Annotated in this window: 21 protein-coding genes; 12 read left to right on the top strand and 9 right to left on the bottom strand. The window is 45.6% G+C overall.

Annotation, left to right across the window (positions count from 1 at the left end; genetic code table 11):
* Positions 1-199: 199 nt before the first annotated feature.
* The 4 genes from cysK to MHH25_RS19925 all read right to left on the bottom strand — a co-directional run bounded on the left by cysK (position 200) and on the right by MHH25_RS19925 (position 3,449).
* Positions 200-1,156: a cysteine synthase A gene (gene cysK, locus MHH25_RS19940; protein WP_340017872.1), complete on the bottom strand. Its 957-nt coding sequence runs from the start codon at positions 1,154-1,156 to the stop codon at positions 200-202.
* Positions 1,157-1,318: 162 nt separating this feature from the next.
* The gene (locus tag MHH25_RS19935; RefSeq protein WP_340017871.1) at positions 1,319-1,702 is read right to left on the bottom strand and encodes a hypothetical protein; all 384 of its coding nucleotides are present in this window, start codon (positions 1,700-1,702) and stop codon (positions 1,319-1,321) included.
* Positions 1,703-2,181: 479 nt separating this feature from the next.
* A complete protein-coding gene (locus MHH25_RS19930) occupies positions 2,182-2,415 on the bottom strand; it encodes a hypothetical protein (RefSeq protein WP_091018200.1) in 234 nt (77 codons plus the stop codon).
* On the bottom strand, positions 2,412-3,449 hold the full coding sequence (locus tag MHH25_RS19925; RefSeq protein WP_051447360.1) for a nucleotide-binding protein: 1,038 nt from the start codon (positions 3,447-3,449) through the stop codon (positions 2,412-2,414). Before MHH25_RS19925 ends, MHH25_RS19930 begins: the two co-directional genes overlap by 4 nt.
* A 950-nt stretch (positions 3,450-4,399) precedes the next feature.
* On the opposite strand from MHH25_RS19925, the gene MHH25_RS19920 reads away from it, so the two are divergent.
* Complete coding sequence (locus MHH25_RS19920) at positions 4,400-5,134, top strand: YitT family protein (RefSeq protein ID WP_036614465.1); 735 nt, start codon at positions 4,400-4,402, stop codon at positions 5,132-5,134.
* Between the two features lie 122 nt (positions 5,135-5,256).
* On the opposite strand, the gene MHH25_RS19915 is transcribed toward MHH25_RS19920, so the two are convergent.
* Positions 5,257-5,727: a DUF2188 domain-containing protein gene (locus MHH25_RS19915; protein WP_340017870.1), complete on the bottom strand. Its 471-nt coding sequence runs from the start codon at positions 5,725-5,727 to the stop codon at positions 5,257-5,259.
* 391 nt (positions 5,728-6,118) lie between these two features.
* Between MHH25_RS19915 and MHH25_RS19910 the strand changes: the two genes are divergently transcribed.
* From MHH25_RS19910 to MHH25_RS19900, 3 genes are all read left to right on the top strand, one after another.
* Entirely contained in the window at positions 6,119-6,919 is an 801-nt protein-coding gene (locus MHH25_RS19910; protein ID WP_340017869.1) for a lipid II flippase Amj family protein, read from the top strand.
* 137 nt (positions 6,920-7,056) lie between these two features.
* Positions 7,057-7,665: a TetR family transcriptional regulator C-terminal domain-containing protein gene (locus tag MHH25_RS19905; protein ID WP_340017868.1), complete on the top strand. Its 609-nt coding sequence runs from the start codon at positions 7,057-7,059 to the stop codon at positions 7,663-7,665.
* Between the two features lie 81 nt (positions 7,666-7,746).
* A complete protein-coding gene (locus MHH25_RS19900; RefSeq protein WP_340017867.1) occupies positions 7,747-8,982 on the top strand; it encodes an MFS transporter in 1,236 nt (411 codons plus the stop codon).
* Between the two features lie 103 nt (positions 8,983-9,085).
* Here the strand turns inward: MHH25_RS19900 and msrA are convergent, their stop codons facing one another.
* On the bottom strand, positions 9,086-10,048 hold the full coding sequence (gene msrA / locus MHH25_RS19895; RefSeq protein ID WP_076327979.1) for a peptide-methionine (S)-S-oxide reductase MsrA: 963 nt from the start codon (positions 10,046-10,048) through the stop codon (positions 9,086-9,088).
* 181 nt (positions 10,049-10,229) lie between these two features.
* The gene (locus MHH25_RS19890; RefSeq protein ID WP_036614914.1) at positions 10,230-10,841 is read right to left on the bottom strand and encodes a VTT domain-containing protein; all 612 of its coding nucleotides are present in this window, start codon (positions 10,839-10,841) and stop codon (positions 10,230-10,232) included.
* Between the two features lie 199 nt (positions 10,842-11,040).
* On the opposite strand from MHH25_RS19890, the gene MHH25_RS19885 reads away from it, so the two are divergent.
* Both MHH25_RS19885 and MHH25_RS19880 read left to right on the top strand, forming a co-directional pair.
* Entirely contained in the window at positions 11,041-11,979 is a 939-nt protein-coding gene (locus MHH25_RS19885) for a Gfo/Idh/MocA family oxidoreductase (protein ID WP_340017866.1), read from the top strand.
* A gap of 32 nt (positions 11,980-12,011) precedes the next feature.
* Positions 12,012-12,326, top strand: coding sequence for a hypothetical protein (locus MHH25_RS19880; RefSeq protein ID WP_036614451.1), 315 nt, complete (start codon positions 12,012-12,014; stop codon positions 12,324-12,326).
* A 25-nt stretch (positions 12,327-12,351) separates the two neighbouring features.
* On the opposite strand, the gene MHH25_RS19875 is transcribed toward MHH25_RS19880, so the two are convergent.
* Positions 12,352-13,170 (bottom strand): AraC family transcriptional regulator, encoded by an 819-nt coding sequence (locus MHH25_RS19875; RefSeq protein ID WP_017687546.1) that lies wholly within the window; start codon positions 13,168-13,170, stop codon positions 12,352-12,354.
* A 190-nt stretch (positions 13,171-13,360) separates the two neighbouring features.
* Here MHH25_RS19875 and MHH25_RS19870 point away from each other — a divergent pair, with 190 nt between their 5' ends.
* The 6 genes from MHH25_RS19870 (at position 13,361) to MHH25_RS19845 (ending at position 18,861) form a co-directional block, all read left to right on the top strand.
* Entirely contained in the window at positions 13,361-14,473 is a 1,113-nt protein-coding gene (locus MHH25_RS19870) for a Gfo/Idh/MocA family oxidoreductase (RefSeq protein WP_036614448.1), read from the top strand.
* A gap of 201 nt (positions 14,474-14,674) precedes the next feature.
* Positions 14,675-15,643, top strand: a complete 969-nt coding sequence (locus tag MHH25_RS19865) for a sugar phosphate isomerase/epimerase (RefSeq protein ID WP_036674961.1) — start codon at positions 14,675-14,677, stop codon at positions 15,641-15,643.
* 24 nt (positions 15,644-15,667) lie between these two features.
* Positions 15,668-16,396, top strand: coding sequence for a trehalose utilization protein ThuA (locus MHH25_RS19860; protein ID WP_017687549.1), 729 nt, complete (start codon positions 15,668-15,670; stop codon positions 16,394-16,396).
* 331 nt (positions 16,397-16,727) lie between these two features.
* On the top strand, positions 16,728-17,024 hold the full coding sequence (locus tag MHH25_RS19855; RefSeq protein ID WP_074096966.1) for a helix-turn-helix domain-containing protein: 297 nt from the start codon (positions 16,728-16,730) through the stop codon (positions 17,022-17,024).
* A 194-nt stretch (positions 17,025-17,218) separates the two neighbouring features.
* The gene (locus MHH25_RS19850; RefSeq protein WP_340017864.1) at positions 17,219-17,950 is read left to right on the top strand and encodes a hypothetical protein; all 732 of its coding nucleotides are present in this window, start codon (positions 17,219-17,221) and stop codon (positions 17,948-17,950) included.
* A gap of 197 nt (positions 17,951-18,147) precedes the next feature.
* Positions 18,148-18,861: a hypothetical protein gene (locus tag MHH25_RS19845; protein WP_017687552.1), complete on the top strand. Its 714-nt coding sequence runs from the start codon at positions 18,148-18,150 to the stop codon at positions 18,859-18,861.
* Between the two features lie 89 nt (positions 18,862-18,950).
* Here MHH25_RS19845 and MHH25_RS19840 read toward each other — a convergent pair whose 3' ends face one another.
* Positions 18,951-19,667 carry a Crp/Fnr family transcriptional regulator gene (locus tag MHH25_RS19840; RefSeq protein ID WP_036614443.1) on the bottom strand — a complete coding sequence of 239 codons (717 nt, stop codon included), beginning with the start codon at positions 19,665-19,667 and terminating at the stop codon, positions 18,951-18,953.
* Positions 19,668-20,093: the final 426 nt, after the last annotated feature.

Here is a 20,093-nt window from a genome sequence, read left to right as displayed (position 1 = left end):
GTGTAGCTCTGAAATGGTGGTCTTCTTACTGTCCATTTTAACCTACGATGTGCAGCAATATGGAGGGCTATTTTTTGCGGTTACGTTCATCATAGCTAGAACCAATGACCAATGAGCGCTAATAAGGGAGGGCCTCTGTCATGCTCATGACTTATGGGAGATGGAAGCCCCTTTTTGATGTGTACAGATTTATGCTGTGTTAAAAAATACCCATGCTCAGATACCGTTCCCCGGTATCCGGCGCAATGCAGAGCACCCGGTGTCCCGGCCCCAGTTCCTTCGCAATGCGAAGGGAGGCCCACACCGAAGCGCCAGAGGAAGGGCCGAGCAACAGCCCTTCCCGGGCAGCAAGCTGCCGCATCGTATCCAGTGCGTCCTCATCGGACACCTGGATGATGGCATCCCACACGTCGGTATTCAGGATGTCCGGAATGAACCCCGGACTTGTACCAACGAGCTTGTGTGGTCCAGGCTCGCCACCGGACAACACCGGAGAACCTTTGGGCTCCACCGCATAGATGCGGATATCGGGTAACTGCTTGCGCAGTTCTTCTCCCGTCCCGGTAATGGTTCCGCCGGTTCCCGCCGTAGCGATGAAGGCGTCCAGCCTGCCTTCCATCTGCTGCATAATCTCGGGAGCCGTCGTGATCCGGTGAATGTCCGGGTTCGCCTGATTCTCGAATTGCTGCGGAATGAAACTTCCTGGAATGTCTGCCTGAAGTTCTTTCGCTTTGCGAATTGCACCAGGCATCCGCTCCGCAGCGGGAGTGAGCACCACATCTGCGCCGTAGGCTTTCAGAATGTTGATGCGCTCCTTGGACATATTGTCCGGCATGATCAGAATGGCTTTATATCCTTTGGCGGCGGCATTCATCGCAAGACCAATACCGGTATTGCCGCTCGTCGGTTCAATAATGGTAGCACCAGGGAGCAAGTGTCCCGCAAGTTCAGCTTGAACGATCAGGTTGTAGGCGGCACGGTCTTTGACGCTGCCACTTGGGTTGAAGTATTCCAGCTTCACATATACGTCAGCGGAGTCGCTGCCTGTGAGTCGGTTTAGTTTAACAGCAGGTGTATGGCCGATCAGTTCTGTTACATCTGCGGCAATGCCTGTATGTGCGGGTGTTTGTTTAATCGAATGGGTATTCAAATCCATGAAGTACAACTCCTTGATTGATAAGACGTTGAGAGTATATCCGGTTGAAATCAATTCATGCCTTATTGGAATGGTTGGATATCTCTTCTCCATCTTAATGAACGTAACCTTCCTTGGTCAACTTGTTTTGCTGGGGATGGGTTCAATATTGTTAGAGTTGTATCAAGTCTGCGCCAAGTCCATCTGCAGATGCCGACTGAGTTCTTTTTTGACTTCATTGCGTGCGAATGTCCACAGCATATAGAACCGTTGCCAATATCCTCTGCACATATACAGAGTTTCGATTCCCTCGGCTTCCCGTTTCTCTTCCAGTACTTTGACACCGCGTGTTCTCATCAGTTTACGAAGGGCCAACATCTCCTTGAGCACATTGTTCTGAATGCGGGTCAGCGACAGAATGTAGACTTCGGGCATCTTCAGCAGTAACGTATCCAGTGTGTGAATATCTCGTTCAAGTACATCCAGCAAAAGCGTACGCACAACCAGACCTTTAATCAGACGATGGTCTTCATCCGCAGGGGACGGGGCGGAAGTTGAGGATGTCATATGTTCACTTCCTTAACCTTTAATTGGAATTTTATATTTACAGAACATGTGTTCCTATATTATAATCAATATATGTAATGGAGATACACAATACAACCGAGAAATATTGGAAGCACACATTATCGCATTTTCCTAAAGGTACAGATAGTGAGTGAGGCTAGGGATTTAGGGACAAGCCTGCTCCAAAATAAGGTATAATTTATGGGTTTTGCAGGAAACCTAAGGCCATAAACCAAATAAGCCTTATGCAATGCAGTCTGCTACAGAAGTAATTACAAGCAATGAATTACTGCAATGAATTGCTATTACGATTATGATCATGATTTAAGGATGTCTTGCCGCAACACGATGGCACCAGGTCAACGAGTAGAAGCAGTTTTATTTTAGCGAAAATGAGCAACAAAAAAGCCCCTGCCTTGGGCGGCGGGGCCTATGGAATACTGCCGATTCAGCGGCAGGTTTGATGATGTGTTCAGGAATTATGCAAGATATTGAGGCTTTTCGTAGAACGCCTCTTTTTCAAGGATGACCTTATAAGGTCTTTCCTTGCCCTTCAGGGAGGGCCCAATGGTAGTTAGCGGTACGGCCGGCTTGTGGAAACGATCTTCTTCCTTGGGTTCCGGAACCGGTCGTGATGATTCGGGCGCAGAACTGAGGCGTACCTTTTTTTCGTTGCCCCAGCGCTTGCTTATTTTTTTCGTTTCCGGTTTCATTCCGGTTCGCCTCCTAACAAATCGTTGATGGCGTTGAACAGTTGACGATTCTGTAGGTCAATCTGCTGAAATACCGCCTCATCCGCTTCAATATGTCCAATAATGTGAACGGTGATTACATACCTCTTGGCTACAGGATAGCATAGCAGATACTCTTTCTCAAGGTAATCATCATACAGATTAATCTTGATTTTATTCTCCCGGTAAGAATCAATCACCAGAATGCGCTTGGGATCATCCGGTTGTTTGTCGTCGTTAGCGGACAAGTCATACTTTCTCCCCGGTTCTCCAACATTACCACATAATTGCTCAATATAACCACTGTCATCTGTACGGTATATGGCTGTGCCACGTACAGCGAATGGAGGATGAGAGACAAAGGCAGTACGCAGGGCATCGCTCATTCGCTCCAGCATCTTGGCATCTGCTTTGCGTGTACGCAGCAATTCCCTAAAGAACCGCAGCAACTTAAGCAGTTGTAACCTTGCTTCTCCCTCAGTGCGTTTATGCTTCTCAATGATGTTCTCCAATTCTGGATCACTCCAGCGTCCTTGTTCCTCAATACTGTCTGCGATTTTGGAACATGCCACGGATACAGCTGGTGCCCACTTTCCGTCAGAACGGATTTCATATACGAGTGGATTTAATCCCAGCAGATCTGTGGGCATACGCAATCCTTCGACCTTGGTTGTGTCCTTGATGTCTGTAATATCCTCAGGAAGAATGAAAAAGATACGTTTTCGTCCCAGACGCCCCATAAACAGACCCATTTCAAGCATTGTATTATCCCGGACCGACGCGTAGTACTTCCCGCGAATTTTGGATATATCATCCGGATGAAAAATAAAAATGGCAAAGTCAGTCGTACGGACCTCTACTTCCAGATCGTCCATGGTATAGCTGCTTGGATTAAAAACCCCAGAATACCAAGGGGTAACTTCGGCTGAAAAACGCAAGTTTTCGTGTACTGCGGCTGCAATCGGCTTCGCTTCCAGCGAGCAGCCAATAAAGACTCTTGGCTTTAACGTTTTCATCAATCCGCCTCGCTTAAACGGTAGTGGGATTCAATTGTTATATTATACCATAAACAGCAGAGTAAGTCTGGAAACGTCTGAACTGGACAAAGAATAAGCCGATTACGTTTGCTATAGTGTATGTGTGGAAGGAAAATGATTCCTTTAAAAAGCGCAAGAAAATAAAAAAAGGCCCCAATTTGTCACAGTTGGGTGACTGACAGTTATTTTTGGAAGCTTTGGTCATAGAATAAAGGAGCAGGTTGCACCATTAGCAAGCATTGCTTATCCTGGTGTTGCCGTATGACTGCTGGAGCAGTCCAAAGGCTGCTTTATGCCTGTTTTTGAGGGGTCTACTGTTTAGACCCGGTCACGTTGGTGTTATATAATAGAAGAACAAGCAAGTTAGCTTTGGTGTTTAAACTGAATGAACTTGCAACTGCTGTAAGTTGGATTTACAATTTACACAGGAACGAAGAGTGCAGAACCCATCTGTAGAAGCGAAGCGTTCGCCTGAAAGCTTTTTGAATGAAAGCAGCTTCGGAAGCATAAGCGATCACCGGATTTTCCCCAGAGGGAAAATGGAATTCCAAAAATCCGGGGATAACCGCGATCAAAAGAGGGTACTGTAATCCAAGTGTAAGTGTACAATTAAATGTTCAAGCTTATGCATTGTAGTTATTTTTCAGTTTAACTGAGCACAGCTAACCACAACAGAACAGAAAGGATCAGGATACCATGAGTTCCCGAAGGACAATCTCCCCAAGGACGATCTGGAAACGTTACGATCTCTCATACACATAGCGCCCCTTGTAGAGTACACCAACCGGTTTCAAAAAAACGGCTGACTCTGCGAAAGAGGGGATTGGAATGAATATTCGAAGGACGTACACGATGATTTCTTCCAGGCTTACCTTTTGCAGGGTACGGTCGGTCTAAAAAACCAACCTACAAACTGCGAGGGAACCTGAATGAAGAGAACATCGTTAACCTTACAACACGTTAAAACAGAGGCGATCAAATTCGCCATTATGCTACTCGGTACATTTATTTTAGCTTTTGCTTATTATCACATTAACTTTCAGAATCATTTATCGGAGGGCGGATTTGTTGGTCTGGCCCTGCTCGGAAAATACGCAACAGGCTTATCACCTGCTATCGGTATGTTGTTACTGGACATTCCGGTCATGATCCTGGCTTGGTTCCTCAAAGGCTGGAAATTCATGATTCAGGCATTGCTTGGCGTCGGTGCATTTTCCCTATTCTATGACGGCTTTGAACGATACTCCACACTGGTATTGTCGTTTAACGGAAATCTGTGGATTCCGGCAGTTCTATCCGGTATATTGACAGGGGTAGGCGCTGGGATCGTGCTTCGATTCGGTGGAGCGACAGGCGGAGACGATATTCTCGCCGTGCTGGTTAGCCGCTGGAAGGGATGGAAGCTGGGAACAGTTTTCTTTGTCAGTGATGCTTTTGTATTGGGATTGTCGCTTTTCTTTCTTCCGGTAAAAGAAACTTTATATACGATTCTGGCCGTATGGATTGCCAGCAAAGTCATCACGTACGTCGTTAGTGTTCCGGCTCGCGGAACCGTGGTTACAACTTCGGCTGTGAAATTGCCGATGCCATCGGCTGCAGCCAAGGCAGTTAACGCTGCTGCTATTTCACAACGGACTACGGTGGCTAGAGGTGTATCCAATTAACCATACGTTTCAGAACAACCATAACCTGTATGCACATTCAGGTCTTGATAGTTAAAGTTCATACAAAATCCCTTTTGACTGCTCTTCAGTAGCAAAAGGGATTTTGTTGTTTTCCGATTCATTCAAGACTTGATCGAAGAAGCAATCTGACCATCCTGATTATGGATAATCGCTCGAATATTTTGTTTGCTACTCAGTTCTTTGGCCTTATCTACAGCTTCTGCCTTAGTATCAAATGTGGACAGATAGGTAGACTTTCCTTCTTCTTTGATCGCCCAGCCGGAGTCAGTAGGCACGACATGGATGTTGTCATGACTTTTGGACGAAGAGACGGGCTCGGAATGACGACGATCTGTGGAAGACGACTTTTTAGAGTTGGAGTTATCGGAAGAAGATGTGGAGTCCGATTTCGAACTTTCCGGTGCGGGATGGTTCTCATCCCATTCTTCTGCCTTAGCTGTCGCTATGGCAATCGAGCGCCCTTCCTCATACCCGTCATCAAGCAGAGCATTCGCGATTTCAATTGCTTTGTTTCTGACACGTGGTTCCAGGTTCTTCATGGATACCGGATAGTCGTGTTTGTTCCAAGGCATATAAACCCCTCCTATACAATGATGGATTAGTTGTATATTACCCTGTGAGGGGAGGGATAAACGATGAACAGCAGAGGTCGTAAGTGCATTTACCGATGATCTATATAAATTGAAATAAACATTTACACGAAACGGAGAGGACAGAAAAAACCTGAAGAAACGAAGTGTTCGCCTTTATCCCCGGATTTACCCCTTTCTAAGAGGAATCAAAAAATCTGGGGATAACAGCGATCGGAAGGTTGTTCTGTCATCGGAGTGTCCCAGTGTAAACATTCTTTATTTCAACTTATATAAAAGGATCTCGTTCCTATACTTTTGCAAGCCAGAGGAGTATAATGCTGTCCATGAAAGAAATAAGTTCAATAACAGGAATATAAAGGAGTACATACATATGTTTAGTCTTAGCTTGGCAATCCCTATGCTGTTCACCATGCTGATTCATGCCGCAGACAGCTTGTCATACGCGCTCCGCCTCGGTGGACTACGCACCCGCAGAATCGCTCTGGCCATTTCTTTGGCAGGTATCTTGCTGCTGGTTTCTAGAACCTCGAATATGGCGCAGGGCCCAATGGTAGGTAATCTGGTGGATACTGCAACACGTGGAGCCAATCCACACTTTGCGGCGCAGCTGCACTGGTTAATGGGTGCGGCAACAATTGGAACGGCATTAGCCATATTGTGTTTTCCAACCATGGTGAAGCTCTCATCAAGAATGGTTGTACATTTTGAAGCAGCCGGTTCCATCCCTGCGATGGTTCGCGGTATGCTGAAGCGAAGCAAGATTAGAAATGCAACGTATTACATCACCCCGCCATCCTGGAAGATGGCCAAACGATTGGTACAACATGGGATGCCAAGACGGTTAATGCTGCTGAATGTAGCGGTAACCGCAATCTATACCACAGGTGTCCTGTCCAGCTTATACGCAGCGTACCTTTATCCAGCGCAGGCTGTAGCTGCATCCCAATCGACCGGGTTAATTAACGGAATAGCGACTATTTTGCTAACCATCCTGATTGATCCACGGATTTCCCTGCTCAGTGACAAATCATTACGTGGCGAGATCCGTTTGGATCGCATGAATCAGATTTATGGTTGCATGCTCGTGTCCCGTCTATTCGGTACACTGTTGGCACAGTTGTTATTAATTCCATTTGCGTATTGGATCGGTTGGATTGTAAGTATGATGTGACGACTTCTTTCCTGAATTGTAGCCAGGCACTCTCTTGTACATCCTTTTGAAACAGCAAATGAGAGGGTGCCTGAGCAAATTGAATTGACGGGGTATTTGTGCTGTGATACTATTAGACCGAATAGTCGGTTTAATTTATGGGGGTTTTTCCAATCGAAGTTAAACGAAGAAAAGATGTTACCCAGATAAAGAAAGACATTGCACGTAATACCAAGGAACTGTTTGCCCAAAAGGGATATAGTGCAACTTCCATGGAAGACATATGTACGATTAACAATCGGAGTAAAGGCAGCATCTATTATCATTTCAAAAGCAAAGAAGAGTTATTCATGTATCTAATCAAGCTTAACAATGAAGATTGGATGGATGCTTGGCTGGACAAAGAATCCGGGTATAAGACTGCCATAGACAAATTGTACGGACTTGCTGATCATTACGTGGATGATTTGGCTAACCCGCTGAATCACGCCATTAACGAGTTTGTCTCAGGTCAGGTCGTCAGTCAGGAGATGCTTGATGAGATGCTTTCCCTGATCCGTATTCCGTATGCGACATATGAGTCCATTATTACTAAAGGAATGGAAGATGGGGAGTTAAAACCGGATGACCCACAGGATGTAATGCACATCATCTACGGTCTGTTTAGCGGATTGACTACACTCTATTATGAGAAGGACCTGACGGAGATTCGTCGTATTTACCACAAAGGCATGGCCGGTCTGCTGGCAGGCATTCAACAACGTTAACCATGAAAAGCTGATGTAACATCAGTTTTTCTTTTTAAATATTAATAAACCGGACAGTCGGTTTAAAAGAGGAGATGGAAAATGAATACATTGTTCAGAAACAAAGCTTTTTTAATCGTGACAGGGTCTGATCTGCTGCAAAATCTGGCGATATGGATCCGGAATATGGCAATCCTCTATTATGTAATGGATCGAACTCAAGGAAGTCCAATAGCTGTCTCGCTGATTACCGTACTTGAATATGCCCCGATTTTTGTTTTCTCCATCATAGGCGGTGCACTTGCTGATCGCTGGAATCCCAAACGTACGATGATACTGGGGGATATTCTGAGTGCGTTGTCTATTGTCATGATTATTGGCGTTTTATCTTCTGGGTATTGGCAGATTCTATACGTAGCCACGTTTGTATCCTCTATCGTTAGCCAGTTTTCTCAACCATCCTCTCTAAAGATTGTGAGGCGAAATGTAAAGGGAGAACATTTGCAGTCTGCAATTGCTATCACCCAGAGTGGTCAATCGTTGTTTTTAATTCTCGGACCAATCGTCGGAACGTTTATATACACTGCAATGGGCATTCAGGCATCCATGTACGCATTACTCACTTTATTCCTCATCTCTGCGCTTCTACTCACATTTCTGCCTAAAGACGCCACCCAGCGGGAAACAAACACCTCATTATTAGCGGATATCAAAGAGGGGTGGCAATATGTTGCTCGATCTCGCTCGTTAAAAATGCTTAGTTTGGTATTCATCTGTATAGGGCTTTCTGCGGGTCTCATCAGCCCACTTGGAATATTTCTGATCACCGAACGTCTGGGACTTGAAGCAACGTCGTTACAGTTTCTCTCTGGAGCGTCCGGAATAGGTTTATTGATTGGAGGAGGTATTGCGGCTGCTGTAAGTGCCAAGCTGAACCAGACCTTAACTCTGCTTGTAGGTGTGCTGTGTCTGGCTGTAGCCACGATGGGGGAAGTGTTATCCAGTTGGTTCTGGTTGACCCTTTTGATCAGCTTCTTAAGCTCAATCAGTATGGCATTCATCAACGTCATCATCTCCACATACTTGGTCACTCGGATCGATGAGCATTTGATCGGGAGAGTGAACGGCACCATTACACCTTTATTCATAGGAAGTATGCTTCTTGGATCTTCCATGGCAGGTGTACTGATGAACAGCACATCCATTTTTATCGTCTACGCAATCTCGTTTACCGTGATGATCCTGGGTATTGTTCCAGCGATGCGAATTCAATTTCGTAATGATCAGAGGGCTTCTGCCAGCCAATTAAATTCGGAAATCTCTTCGAGCCAAACCTAATCAATGCATTCTCATGCAACAATAGTTCGTCTATGAAAAAAAGAATGTACAACAAAAAAGCAGCGGGATCATCCCACTGCTCTTTTTGTATTTGCATTATAACTTATTGGAAAAGGACGGCGTACTCACCGTATCCTTCTTTTTGCAAGTCTTCTTTGGGTACAAAACGAAGTGCCGCAGAGTTGATGCAATAACGCATTCCACCTGCTTCGGCAGGACCATCGTTGAACAGGTGACCCAGATGGGAATCGCCCTCACGACTTCTCACTTCGGTACGAATCATGAAGTGGCTGAGATCAGTTTTTTCCTTCACGTTGTGGTCACGCAATGGACGTGTGAAGCTCGGCCAGCCGCAGCCGGAGTCGTATTTGTCGGTAGAACTGAACAATGGCTCGCCAGATACGATGTCCACATAGATACCATCACCGTGGTGATCCCAGAATTCGTTATGGAATGCAGGCTCGGTCGCGCTGTTCTGCGTAACTTCATATTGAATCGGCGTCAAACGCTCTTTCAGCCCGTCTTTATCCACGTTACCGGTCCAGTTGCGTTCGATGAAATCTACACGTCCAGAACCTTTGCTGTAGCGTTTGTAATGGGCAGGGTTCTTCCGGTGATAATTTTGGTGATGTTCTTCCGCTTCATAGAACGGTTTGGCTGGCAAAATCGGAGTGAAGATTGGTTTATCAAAACGTCCGCTTTGTCCCAGCTCCGCTTTGGAAGCTTCCGCAATCTGGCGCTGTTCTTCGCTGTGATAGAAGATGGCCGTCTGATAGGAAGATCCACGGTCATGGAATTGCCCGCCTGTATCCGTAGGATCAATCTGCTGCCAGAACAGTTCAACCAGTTTCTTATAAGGGAAGATGGCAGGGTCAAACGTAATTTGCACAGCCTCTACATGTCCTGTTGTCTCCGAGCAGACCTCTTCATATGTTGGATTCTCGGTATGTCCTCCTGTATAACCCGATACGATTTTATGAATACCGGGCAGTTCTTCAAAGGGGGATACCATACACCAGAAGCATCCGCCTGCAAAAGTTGCTAACTCACTTGAATGTTGTTCCATGCTATAGTCACTCCATTTCTGATGAAGATTTAGCGCTCGTGTTCGAGCTCCAGCAATCTACCGTTTTATTAAAACTTGTTACACAAGCATTAGGCTTGCTCTTCTATTATATCCTGAATTGGCAAGCCAACCAAGCCGGAATGAAAACAAGCTGAATCTGAACGGTTTGCGAATTCTGAATTCAGGCTTTGTTGCGTGACCGAAAGCGAAATAAGAGCAATACAATGGCCATGAACACCAGATATCCGGCAAGGATGGCCAAGCTCAGCCAGATTGAGGTTTCAGCTTGTGCACCTGCATAGGCAAATACAAAAATCGCTGGCATTTTCCCAATGGCCGTGGCAAGCATGAAGACCCAGAATGGCGTGTACGTTATACCTGCGTAGATATTAACGGCCATCTGAGGCACGATCGGCAACAGTCGCATCGACATGACACCCATGAACGGATGTGCTTCCATCCATGTGGTAAAACGGTTCAGACCCCGAATACGTTCGAGGTACGATCTCGCCTGATGTCTGAAGATGGTTCTTGCTCCGCCGTAAACGAGCATGGCTGCAAGTGTGGTGCCAAGCCAGCATATCCAGGCTGCTGTGGTGGTACCGTAACTGTAACCAAAGGCGATAATAACAAACTTATAAGGAATTACAGGCACAAGAGCAAACAATGTTGCCATGGCGAGTAACAGCGGAATGGACTGATGAAGATCGGTCCAGGCCAGCAGTTCATATCTGTAAATAAACGTGACTCCTGCAAGTAAAACATATAACAGAAGCCATAACCATTTTCGCAAAATCCCAAACGCTCCTTTCAGATCAGGCAGGTCTGGTCGTGTCCCGATCTGTACTGCTGTTCCTCCTAAGTTTACCACGTTCGCCCATTGTCTGAACAATTCGTGCGAAGTCTGCTGCAATCACTGGCAAGTTGCTGTCCGAAGGGTTACACTATAGGACGTGGAAATATAGAACCGAACTGAAGGTGGAATGATCATCATGGAAACAACCCAACGTAAACGAGTTGCAATTATCGGCCTCGGCGATATTGCACGTAAAGTATATTTGCCGCTGTTAACAGCTCATCCGAACGTGGAGATTGTAGGCATTATGAACCGATCTCCGGAGCCGGTCAAAGCCGTTCAGGAGGCGTATCGATTAGAACGGGGAACAACGGATCTGAAAGAACTGTTGTCCTGGGACTTGGATGCGGTGTTTGTACATACAGCAACGGAAGCGCACTTTGACATTGTCATGCAATGTCTGGAACAGGGATTAGCCGTGTACGTAGACAAACCTTTATCCTATACGATTCGGGAGTCGGAAGAGATGACTGCTTTTGCCGAGGCACAAGGGCTACTACTCGCAGTAGGCTTCAACCGTAGATTCGCACCGATGTACCAAAAAGCGAAAGAATGGATGCAGGGTGGAAAAGGTTTTGAATCCTTGACAGTGACCAAACATCGTACAGGCATTCAGGATCGTCCTGCGGCAGAAACCATCTATGATGATCTCATCCATATACTGGATCTGATGTTGTGGTACTCGGATCATAATGTGGAGTTGCTTCATCAATGGATTCGGAAGAATGATCTGGACAGACTGCTGCATGCAACCGGAACGGCCAAGCTGGGCAGAACAGCCTACGGTCGATTCGATATGGTGCGTGAAGCTGGGGCAGATCTGGAGAAGATCGAATTGCATGGTGGTGGACGATCTGTTGAGGTGGTGAACATGGACACGATCAGCTGCATGGAACAGGGGAGTCTGGAAACCAAAGAAACGTTCGGGAGCTGGGACACCGTGTTAACACGCAAAGGTTTTAGCGGAGCAGTTGATAATTTCCTGGCTTGTCTGGACTCACCTGATGATTGCCTGATCAGTGCAAGTCATGTCATGGACAGTCATGAACTGGCGGAACAATTGATTCGCAAATAATTGCAGAATACACATACGGAGGAATACAAGTTATGGATGAATATGAAAAGGAACGTAATAAACAGATCGAGGAAGCTGTTGTAGAAACCTATAAACAGGAAGAAGAGATGATGATCCTCGTATTTGCCCAGTGGTGTGTCAATAATGGTTTGGACCCGGAAGAGATGTACCGGCAAGCCTACCCGAATCAGCAGAGCAACGAGCGTTTGCAGCAGGTGCAGAAGCTGATTGTATCCAAGGAGGAAGCCGGTGAAATCCCGGATGATACGGTACTTGGCGTGTTGTCCATGTTTGGCAATGAAGATCTGGCGATGGTTGTATCCGAGGCCATAGCCGCGCGCAAATAAGTTCAACTTACGTATACTGGTATGATTACATCTGTTCCCGGTGAATGACGCGAAATTCCTTCGGCGACATGCCGAACCGGGAACGGAATACCCGATGAAAATAGGTATAGTTGTTAAAGCCGGAAGACTCAGACACTTGCTCCAGGGTCATTGGACTGAAAATAATTCGTTCCCTGGCCATGTTCAGCCGTACGTCAAGCGTGTATTGCATGATGCTTTTGCCAAACGCTTCTTTGAAGAGATGTACACCCCGTGAGACACTAATGCCAATATGTGTTGCCACATCATCGAGCTTGAATAAAGAGGAAGCGTTTTCTTCAATGTAGTTTTTGATCTCATAAGCCACATAATTGGTGTTGGTTATCGTTGGATGCTCCGCGAGCAGACGATCCACTTCGAGACATAAAATTCGCATATAATAACTTGAAATTTCCGGATAAGGATTGGAGATGCGGCGCTGTTCCAGTACGAGCTGTCGAAACAGGACCAAAAGACTTTCCGTCAGTTCGACTTTGATCCGGGTCGGCCGTTTGTGCCGTTTCCACCACTCATCCACCCAGGAACCATTAAAGAAGATGTGATAGTCACCACTCTCCACCAGTCGTTCTCCCATCGGATTGGTTTCATTGTCTATTCTCAGCTCATAGGGTTCGTCAGGATCAAAAAGAAGCAGATCGCCCGCATCCACCAGGGACATGTCCCCGTCTATGCGTGCACGGCAACGTCCGTCTGTTTGCAGTCTTAACAGGTAGTTCTTCACCCCTTCAGGCTGCACCATAGCGTAGGGTTTACGATGAAATGAAAAGCCTGCTGTAAGAACTTGGCAGGATTGATCTGTCGGCATGGGCATACTCCTTGCAATTTGAAAATTATGACCAGATAGTTCATGTTTCAATCATATTATTCATTTTAATTGAAGCTGAAACGGAATACCATAGTATTAGATTTAAGGAACAGGAAACATCCAACAAAACATATGTATCTCAACCATTCAAACGCAGATTTTCACCATGCGTAAGGAGATGAACGTCACAGTGGAGAAAATGAAAGCAGGCATCATCGGGTGTGGTAACATCAGCGCCATCTACTTGGAAAATCTCAAAAACAACCCGGTCATTGAAGTCGTGGCTGTTGCGGATTTGATTCGTGAACGCGCTCAGGAACGGGCAGATGAATTTAATATCGCAAACGTTTACAATGTAGATGAGTTGCTGCAAAATAACGAAATTGAACTTGTGTTGAACCTTACGGTTCCTGGCAGTCATGCCATGACCGATCTGGCTGCACTCGAAGCAGGCAAACATGTGTATGCCGAGAAGCCGCTGGCAATTTCTCTTGAGGATGGTCGCAAAGTTGTTGAGTTGGCTGAGGAAAAGGGATTGTATGTTGGTTCTGCACCGGATACCTTCCTTGGTTCAGGCATACAGACAGCTCGTAAAGCCATTGAGGATGGGCTGATTGGTAAGCCGGTTGCAGCGACTTCATTCTTCATGGGTGGAGGACCAGAGGCTTGGCATCCTAATCCGGAGTTCTTTTATGTCGCAGGTGGCGGACCGATGTTTGATATGGGACCTTACTACCTGACTGCTCTGATTACGCTGCTTGGACCGATACGCAGAATCAGCGCCTCGGCAGGCATACAGATTGCAGATCGCAAGATTGGCTCTGGGCCAAAGGAAGGCACAGCGCTTCAAGTAGAGACGCCTACTCACTTGGCAGGAACCATTGATTTTGCAGAAGGTGCCATTGCAACCATGATTACCAGTTTCGATATTCGCGGAGCTTCGGATCTGCCACGTATTGAAATCTATGGTACAGAAGGTACGCTTAGTGTACCGGACCCCAATTATTTTAACGGGGAAGTGAAGGTTCGCAGATACGGTCAAGACACTTGGGAGACAGTCAAACCAGTCTTCGAAAGTGGACAAAACGAACGAGGCATCGGCGTAACGGAAATGGTTGAATCCATTCGTGCCGGAAGGGAACACAAAGCCAGTGGCAAGCTAGCTTATCACGTACTGGAAGCCATGCATTCATTCCAGCGTTCTTCACTTGAAGGCAAGCACATACATCTGGAGAGCAGCTATGATTCTTTTGCAGTAACTCGCACAGTTCAAACTGAGATTGAAACCGTGGAATCCCACTAGTCTGAGTAATAAGTGTTCGAAGCTTGATGCTCTTACGAGTGAAGCAGAATAACCAGTATTCTTACGTTCAATTTCAGGATAGAAACACTCTCGATTTTCCACACTAATCAAACAGGCATGTGATCTGAACGGTAATTGAATACAGTTCAATATTCATGAATTCAGCAATCATACGATATCTAATCCAGGGAGGAATCGCACTTGAAACTCGGCGTATTTTTGGTACTATTCGGAGGACGTAAATTGGAGGATGCTCTTGATTATGTAGCATCCAAGGGATTAAAAGCAGTAGAGATCGGAACAGGTGGACATCCAGGCAATGCACATTGTAAGCCAGATGAGTTGTTAAGCAATCCTACAGCATTGAAAAACTTCAAAAATGCAGTGGAATCACGTGGTTTGACAATCAGTGCACTCAGCTGTCACGGTAACCCGCTACATCCGCAAAAGGATATTGCCAAAGGATTTCACGATGATTTTGTTAAAACGGTAGAACTGGCTGAGAAGCTGGAAGTACCTGTAGTGAATACATTCTCCGGTTGTCCGGGAGACCATGAGGATGCCAAATATCCGAACTGGCCTGTTGCACCATGGCCAAATGACTTCCAGGAGATCCTGAAGTGGCAGTGGGAGAACAAAGTGATCCCTTACTGGACAGAGTGGGGTAAATTTGCAGCAGATCGTAACGTAAAAGTTGGATTGGAGCTGCACGGTGGATTCTCCGTTCATACTCCAGCAACCCTGCTGAGACTGCGTGAAGCAGCAGGTGAAGTGATCGGAGCCAATCTTGACCCAAGCCACATGTGGTGGCAAGGTATTGATCCGGTTCAGGCAATTCACATCTTGGGACGTGAAGGAGCTATCCATCACTTCCATGCAAAAGATACAACGATTGATCCGGTAAACGTGAACAAACACGGTGTAACGGATATGCAGGACTATACCAATATGCTGGATCGGGCTTGGCAGTTCCGCTCGGTTGGTTATGGACATGATAACAAGACTTGGGCAGATATTATGAGTGCCTTGCGTCTGGTCGGATATGATTATGTAGTAAGTATTGAGCACGAAGACGGTCTGATGTCGGTTGAAGAAGGATTCTCTAAAGCCGTGCAAAATCTCCAGCAAGTATTGATCGAAGAACCGCTGGGAGACATGTGGTGGGTTTAGAGCTACACTAGGGGGAAATTGAATATGATCAACGTCACCATTTGGAATGAATTTGTCCATGAGAAAATTCACGATGAAGTAAGGGAAGTCTACCCGGATGGTCTGCATCGAGCACTGGCTGACGGACTTGGCGGCGAAGGCTTTGCTATTCGTACAGCTACACTGGATCAGCCTGAACATGGATTAAGTGATGAAGTGCTGAATTCCACAGATGTGCTCATATGGTGGGGACATATGGCACATGATCGCGTAAGCGATGAGATCTCACAGAAGGTTGCGCAGCGAGTGCTGAACGGGATGGGAATGATTGTGCTCCATTCAGGTCATTTCTCCAAACCATTCAAAGCGCTGATGGGAACAAGCTGCGATCTGAAGTGGCGTGTAGCTGACGAGCAGGAAATTGTATGGTGTGTTAACCCATCTCATCCGATTGCGGATGGCATCGAAGGCAAGATTGTATTGGAAAAAGAAGAAATGTACGGTGAATTCTTCGATATTCCAGTACCGGATGAACTGGTGTTTGTGAGCAACTTCCAGGGTGGGGAAGTATTCCGGAGCGGATGTACGTTCCGGCGTGGTGAAGGTAAAATCTTTTATTTCCGACCAGGTCATGAGACGTATCCGACCTATTACAAACCGGAAATATTAAGAGTGATCAGCAATGCTGTGAAATGGGCATATCCTGCCCGCAGCTTTAAGCCGGAATTTGGCAAGAGCGAACCTGTAAGACCATTTGGGGGCGTGCTGGTCTAATTCGCTAACTCAATCGTGTAATGGAAATTATAAGTTTTATTCAAAAAGAACCCTTCTCCGAGTCATTGATGACTGTGGCAGCTGGGTTCTTTTTGGGTAAGATAGTACTATGGGGAAGTTATACGATATTTCCCATGGTGACGACGTAGCGTGTAATGTATACTGGGATGTATGATCCATTTTGGATGATATGCTTCTAAAATTTAAACTTTTTAGTTGCAGGCGTTTTCTTTGAAGCTTAAATATGTTATTATGAAATATACTAACAAAATGTAAGTTGATTTGAGTGATCTCTAAAGAGGTGATTAATGTGGAAGGTCAAGACTTGCGGATGTGTCCGCGTTTTGAGACGGCGTTTTCTTTTTTGGGCAAGCGCTGGAATGGTTTAATTATTCAAACATTGATGAGTGGTTCGAAGCGATTCAAGGATATCTCCAATCTGATTCCATCCATGAGTGATAAGATGTTATCCGAACGGATGAAAGATCTGGAGAGTGAAGGTATTCTGGTTCGTCACGTCTATCCCGAGACGCCAGTTCGTATTGAATATGAACTGACGGATAAAGGTAGAGCGCTCCAGCCTGTCATGAATCAAATTCAAGACTGGGCTGAGCAGTGGGTTGACTAACGCATAAGCAATATCACCCACTTTTGTTGCATGAATGACATAGACTCCTGATTTCTGTGGAAATCAGGGGTTTTTGTCTTAAGTACTATGTTGATCGGCGTTTTTCTCTTGGGCTATGCACATGTTGTCATGAGTTGTAGTATAATCTATAGAAAATGGCCACAGACGGCCGGAGCGAAGGAGGCCCACTTGTCATGAGAGAAGAAAGCTTATCCCGTGAAGTACGCTACGGCAAAAAAGATATTGCAGAACTTGAGAGCGCATCCATTCAGGTCCATCTAATTTACAAAAAAGCTGCAGAGTTGTTTAAGCGCACAGCATATTCCCGTTTGGTTAAGGATGATCTTGCCGAAGTGAATACGCATTCTGTGAACAGCGATGGTCCGAAATTAGCTCCGGCGGTGCTGCAAAAATGGATTCAAACGTCCAGGGGCTGGAAGTGTATCGGATGTGAGCTGGGACAACCTGATTCAACGATGTCTCAGATGGAAGAAACTATCCGTGGTAAGCAATTGGCTTTAGATGTGGGAGAAGGTCGGTTGGTTCAGGCAGAAATGCTGATTCAGGCGGTTGTCTGGTATCAATATGAGAAGATTCGAATGTTTGCACCATGGCTTGGTGATGAACCCTTTTATAGCGTGCAGGAGCTGGATGTCATTGCCCGTTACATTGTGCCTACCTATTTCTCGGAACGTCCTTTGCATGAGCAAGGGAAGGTATTTAAAGTCCATCAACAATATGGGCAGATTCCGTTGTATCAGGAGTATGTAGACGCACCTTCATGCTGCGTACAGGTGGATGGTGGATTACTTGAAGGGCGATTGCTGACAGGGGTCTATGTGTCTGAGGAGCAGTTCTTCGGGCTTAATCCATATCTGAAAGATGGAGATGGAGGACGGACATACATGCAGGCTTGTGTCCAATGATAACGTAACCAATGATAACGTAAAAATAATTTAGATTGGAGAGCCTGTGTGCAGGCTCTCTTTCTTGTACAAGCCTTATTTGCAGGCGGTACCCTATAAAAGTAACGGCTTTGACACTTTTTTTTGCCGAAGGTTGTGCCATAATAGAGGTTATGGACAACAGGGTGAATGATTTTACGCAGGGTGGTGTTACCTACATGATGAAGAAAATCCCCGGTTACATAGGTGTATGTTTGCTCCTACTGGCGATCTTGGCTGGTTGTAGTGAGACACAGCCTTCTGAGCAGCCAATTGTCAAAGAGACAGAAACAGCGAATACAATCACAGTGGCTGTAGATGGCAGTACGTTTTTGCCTGATGCAACAAAGTCCATTAAGCGAGATTTTAGTGAGGGTTTGACACTCAAAAAAGCATTACTCAATAGCGGACTGGTTGATTTTACGGCAGATGGCAAACGGATTCAATCCGTGGGTGAAGTTTCTCTGGATTCTTCGCTGAGCTGGGCTGTCAAATTAAATGGCAAGGATATAGAACAGGAAGATTGGGACATGGAGCTTCATGCCAAAGATGAAGTGATCATTTACGTAAAAGCCGCTGACAGTGGGGGGGATGGCGTTGCATATCAGACAACGTTACTCAAGGTTAGCGGTGGAAACATTATGCCAACCCTTAATCGTCAATATGCCGGCGTCTACGTTCAGGAGTGCACAGTTCGTGATGTGTTGAAGTCCAGCGGCATTGTAAGAATGTCGGAGAATAACAAATTTGTCGTTTCGGTCGAGAATGTCACGCCTCGTATGAATGAGCGATGGGTCATTATGGTGAATGACAAAGAATTAATGGAAAATGGTCTGGACATGAAATTGAATCCACGTGATGCGGTAAAGCTTGAATTGACCAATGCATCCTAAGTATACCAAGAAGCCCAATCTCTTTTTAGAGAACTGGGCTTTTTTTCATTAAATATATATAAGCAATATCCGATTAGCATAGTCAAATATTAAATACGACAGATCTCGTTCGGGCAAAGCTCACAGTGACAGATCCCTTGCAGCATCTTCAGATCTTTGATGACAATCATGCCATTGTCATATTCAATCCCATCTTTCTTACGCAGGTCGCTTAACATGCGGTTTACACTTTCACGAGTGGCTCCAATCATATTGGATAGATCCGTGTGGGTAATTTTTTTGTGAATAATGACATGCTCTCCATGAGGCTCACCATACGAATTCGACAACCGAATGAGGGTGGAGCAGAGTGCACCCGGTTTGCCATATAACATGAGATCCCGGAATTTGGTCTGTGTTAACCGGTGGTGGATGCCCATCCATTTCATAAAATCGATCGCGAAGTCACAATGCTGGCAGATTAACATTTCCAGGTCTTTATGTTCCAGTACACCGATCTCACTGTCCTCCAATACTTCCGCTGAGAAGCTGTGTTTAGAGCCAAAGAAGGGATCAGCCTGCCCAATCATATCACCAGATTGATACATGTACATGATCAGTTCCTTGCCTTCATCCGTGGATTTGGTGATCTGGGCACGGCCCCGTTTCATATAATAAAGTTTGTCAGAGATGTCGCCTTCCCAGTACAGATGTGTACCTTCCGGATAGGTTCTATCTTTCATGGTAACCAGCAGATGGTTGAAATTTGCTTCCGAGAAACAGTTAGTATTACCGCGCTTTTCCAGTACAGTTGTTAGTTCTCTCATAAGTCTATCTCCCCTTTATGTCCATCGGACGACCTTCTGTAGTAAGCAGTAGCCTCCGAGGTTCGCCGCAAACCGTTGCCGTCCTGATCAGGGTCATCTCGGCCGGGAGGAAGGACGGTACAAATTGCGGTGGTTCAATTTTTAAGTTCAGTATATACCTAATCTTACCGTTTGAGGGGGAAGGAAAGGCGGCAAAAATGACGAAATTTCAAACATTGTGATAAAATTCACTTTTGATGGAGAGGATGAATTTTACAGCTCTATATTTTAAATAGGAAGTGAAAATGGTCGTATGAAGGACACTACAAAACTTAAATTAAATTTGTTATACTTTGTGAAAAAAATCACATAATTAAGTTTAATGTCATGTTACGATGTGAATGTAAACGAGAGAGACAAACTAATACGAACCTTTAGGAGGATGAG

This window comes from Paenibacillus sp. FSL H3-0457, assembly GCF_037981725.1.
Lineage (GTDB): Bacteria > Bacillota > Bacilli > Paenibacillales > Paenibacillaceae > Paenibacillus > Paenibacillus amylolyticus.
This window is presented reverse-complemented; position numbering and strand designations above follow the sequence as displayed.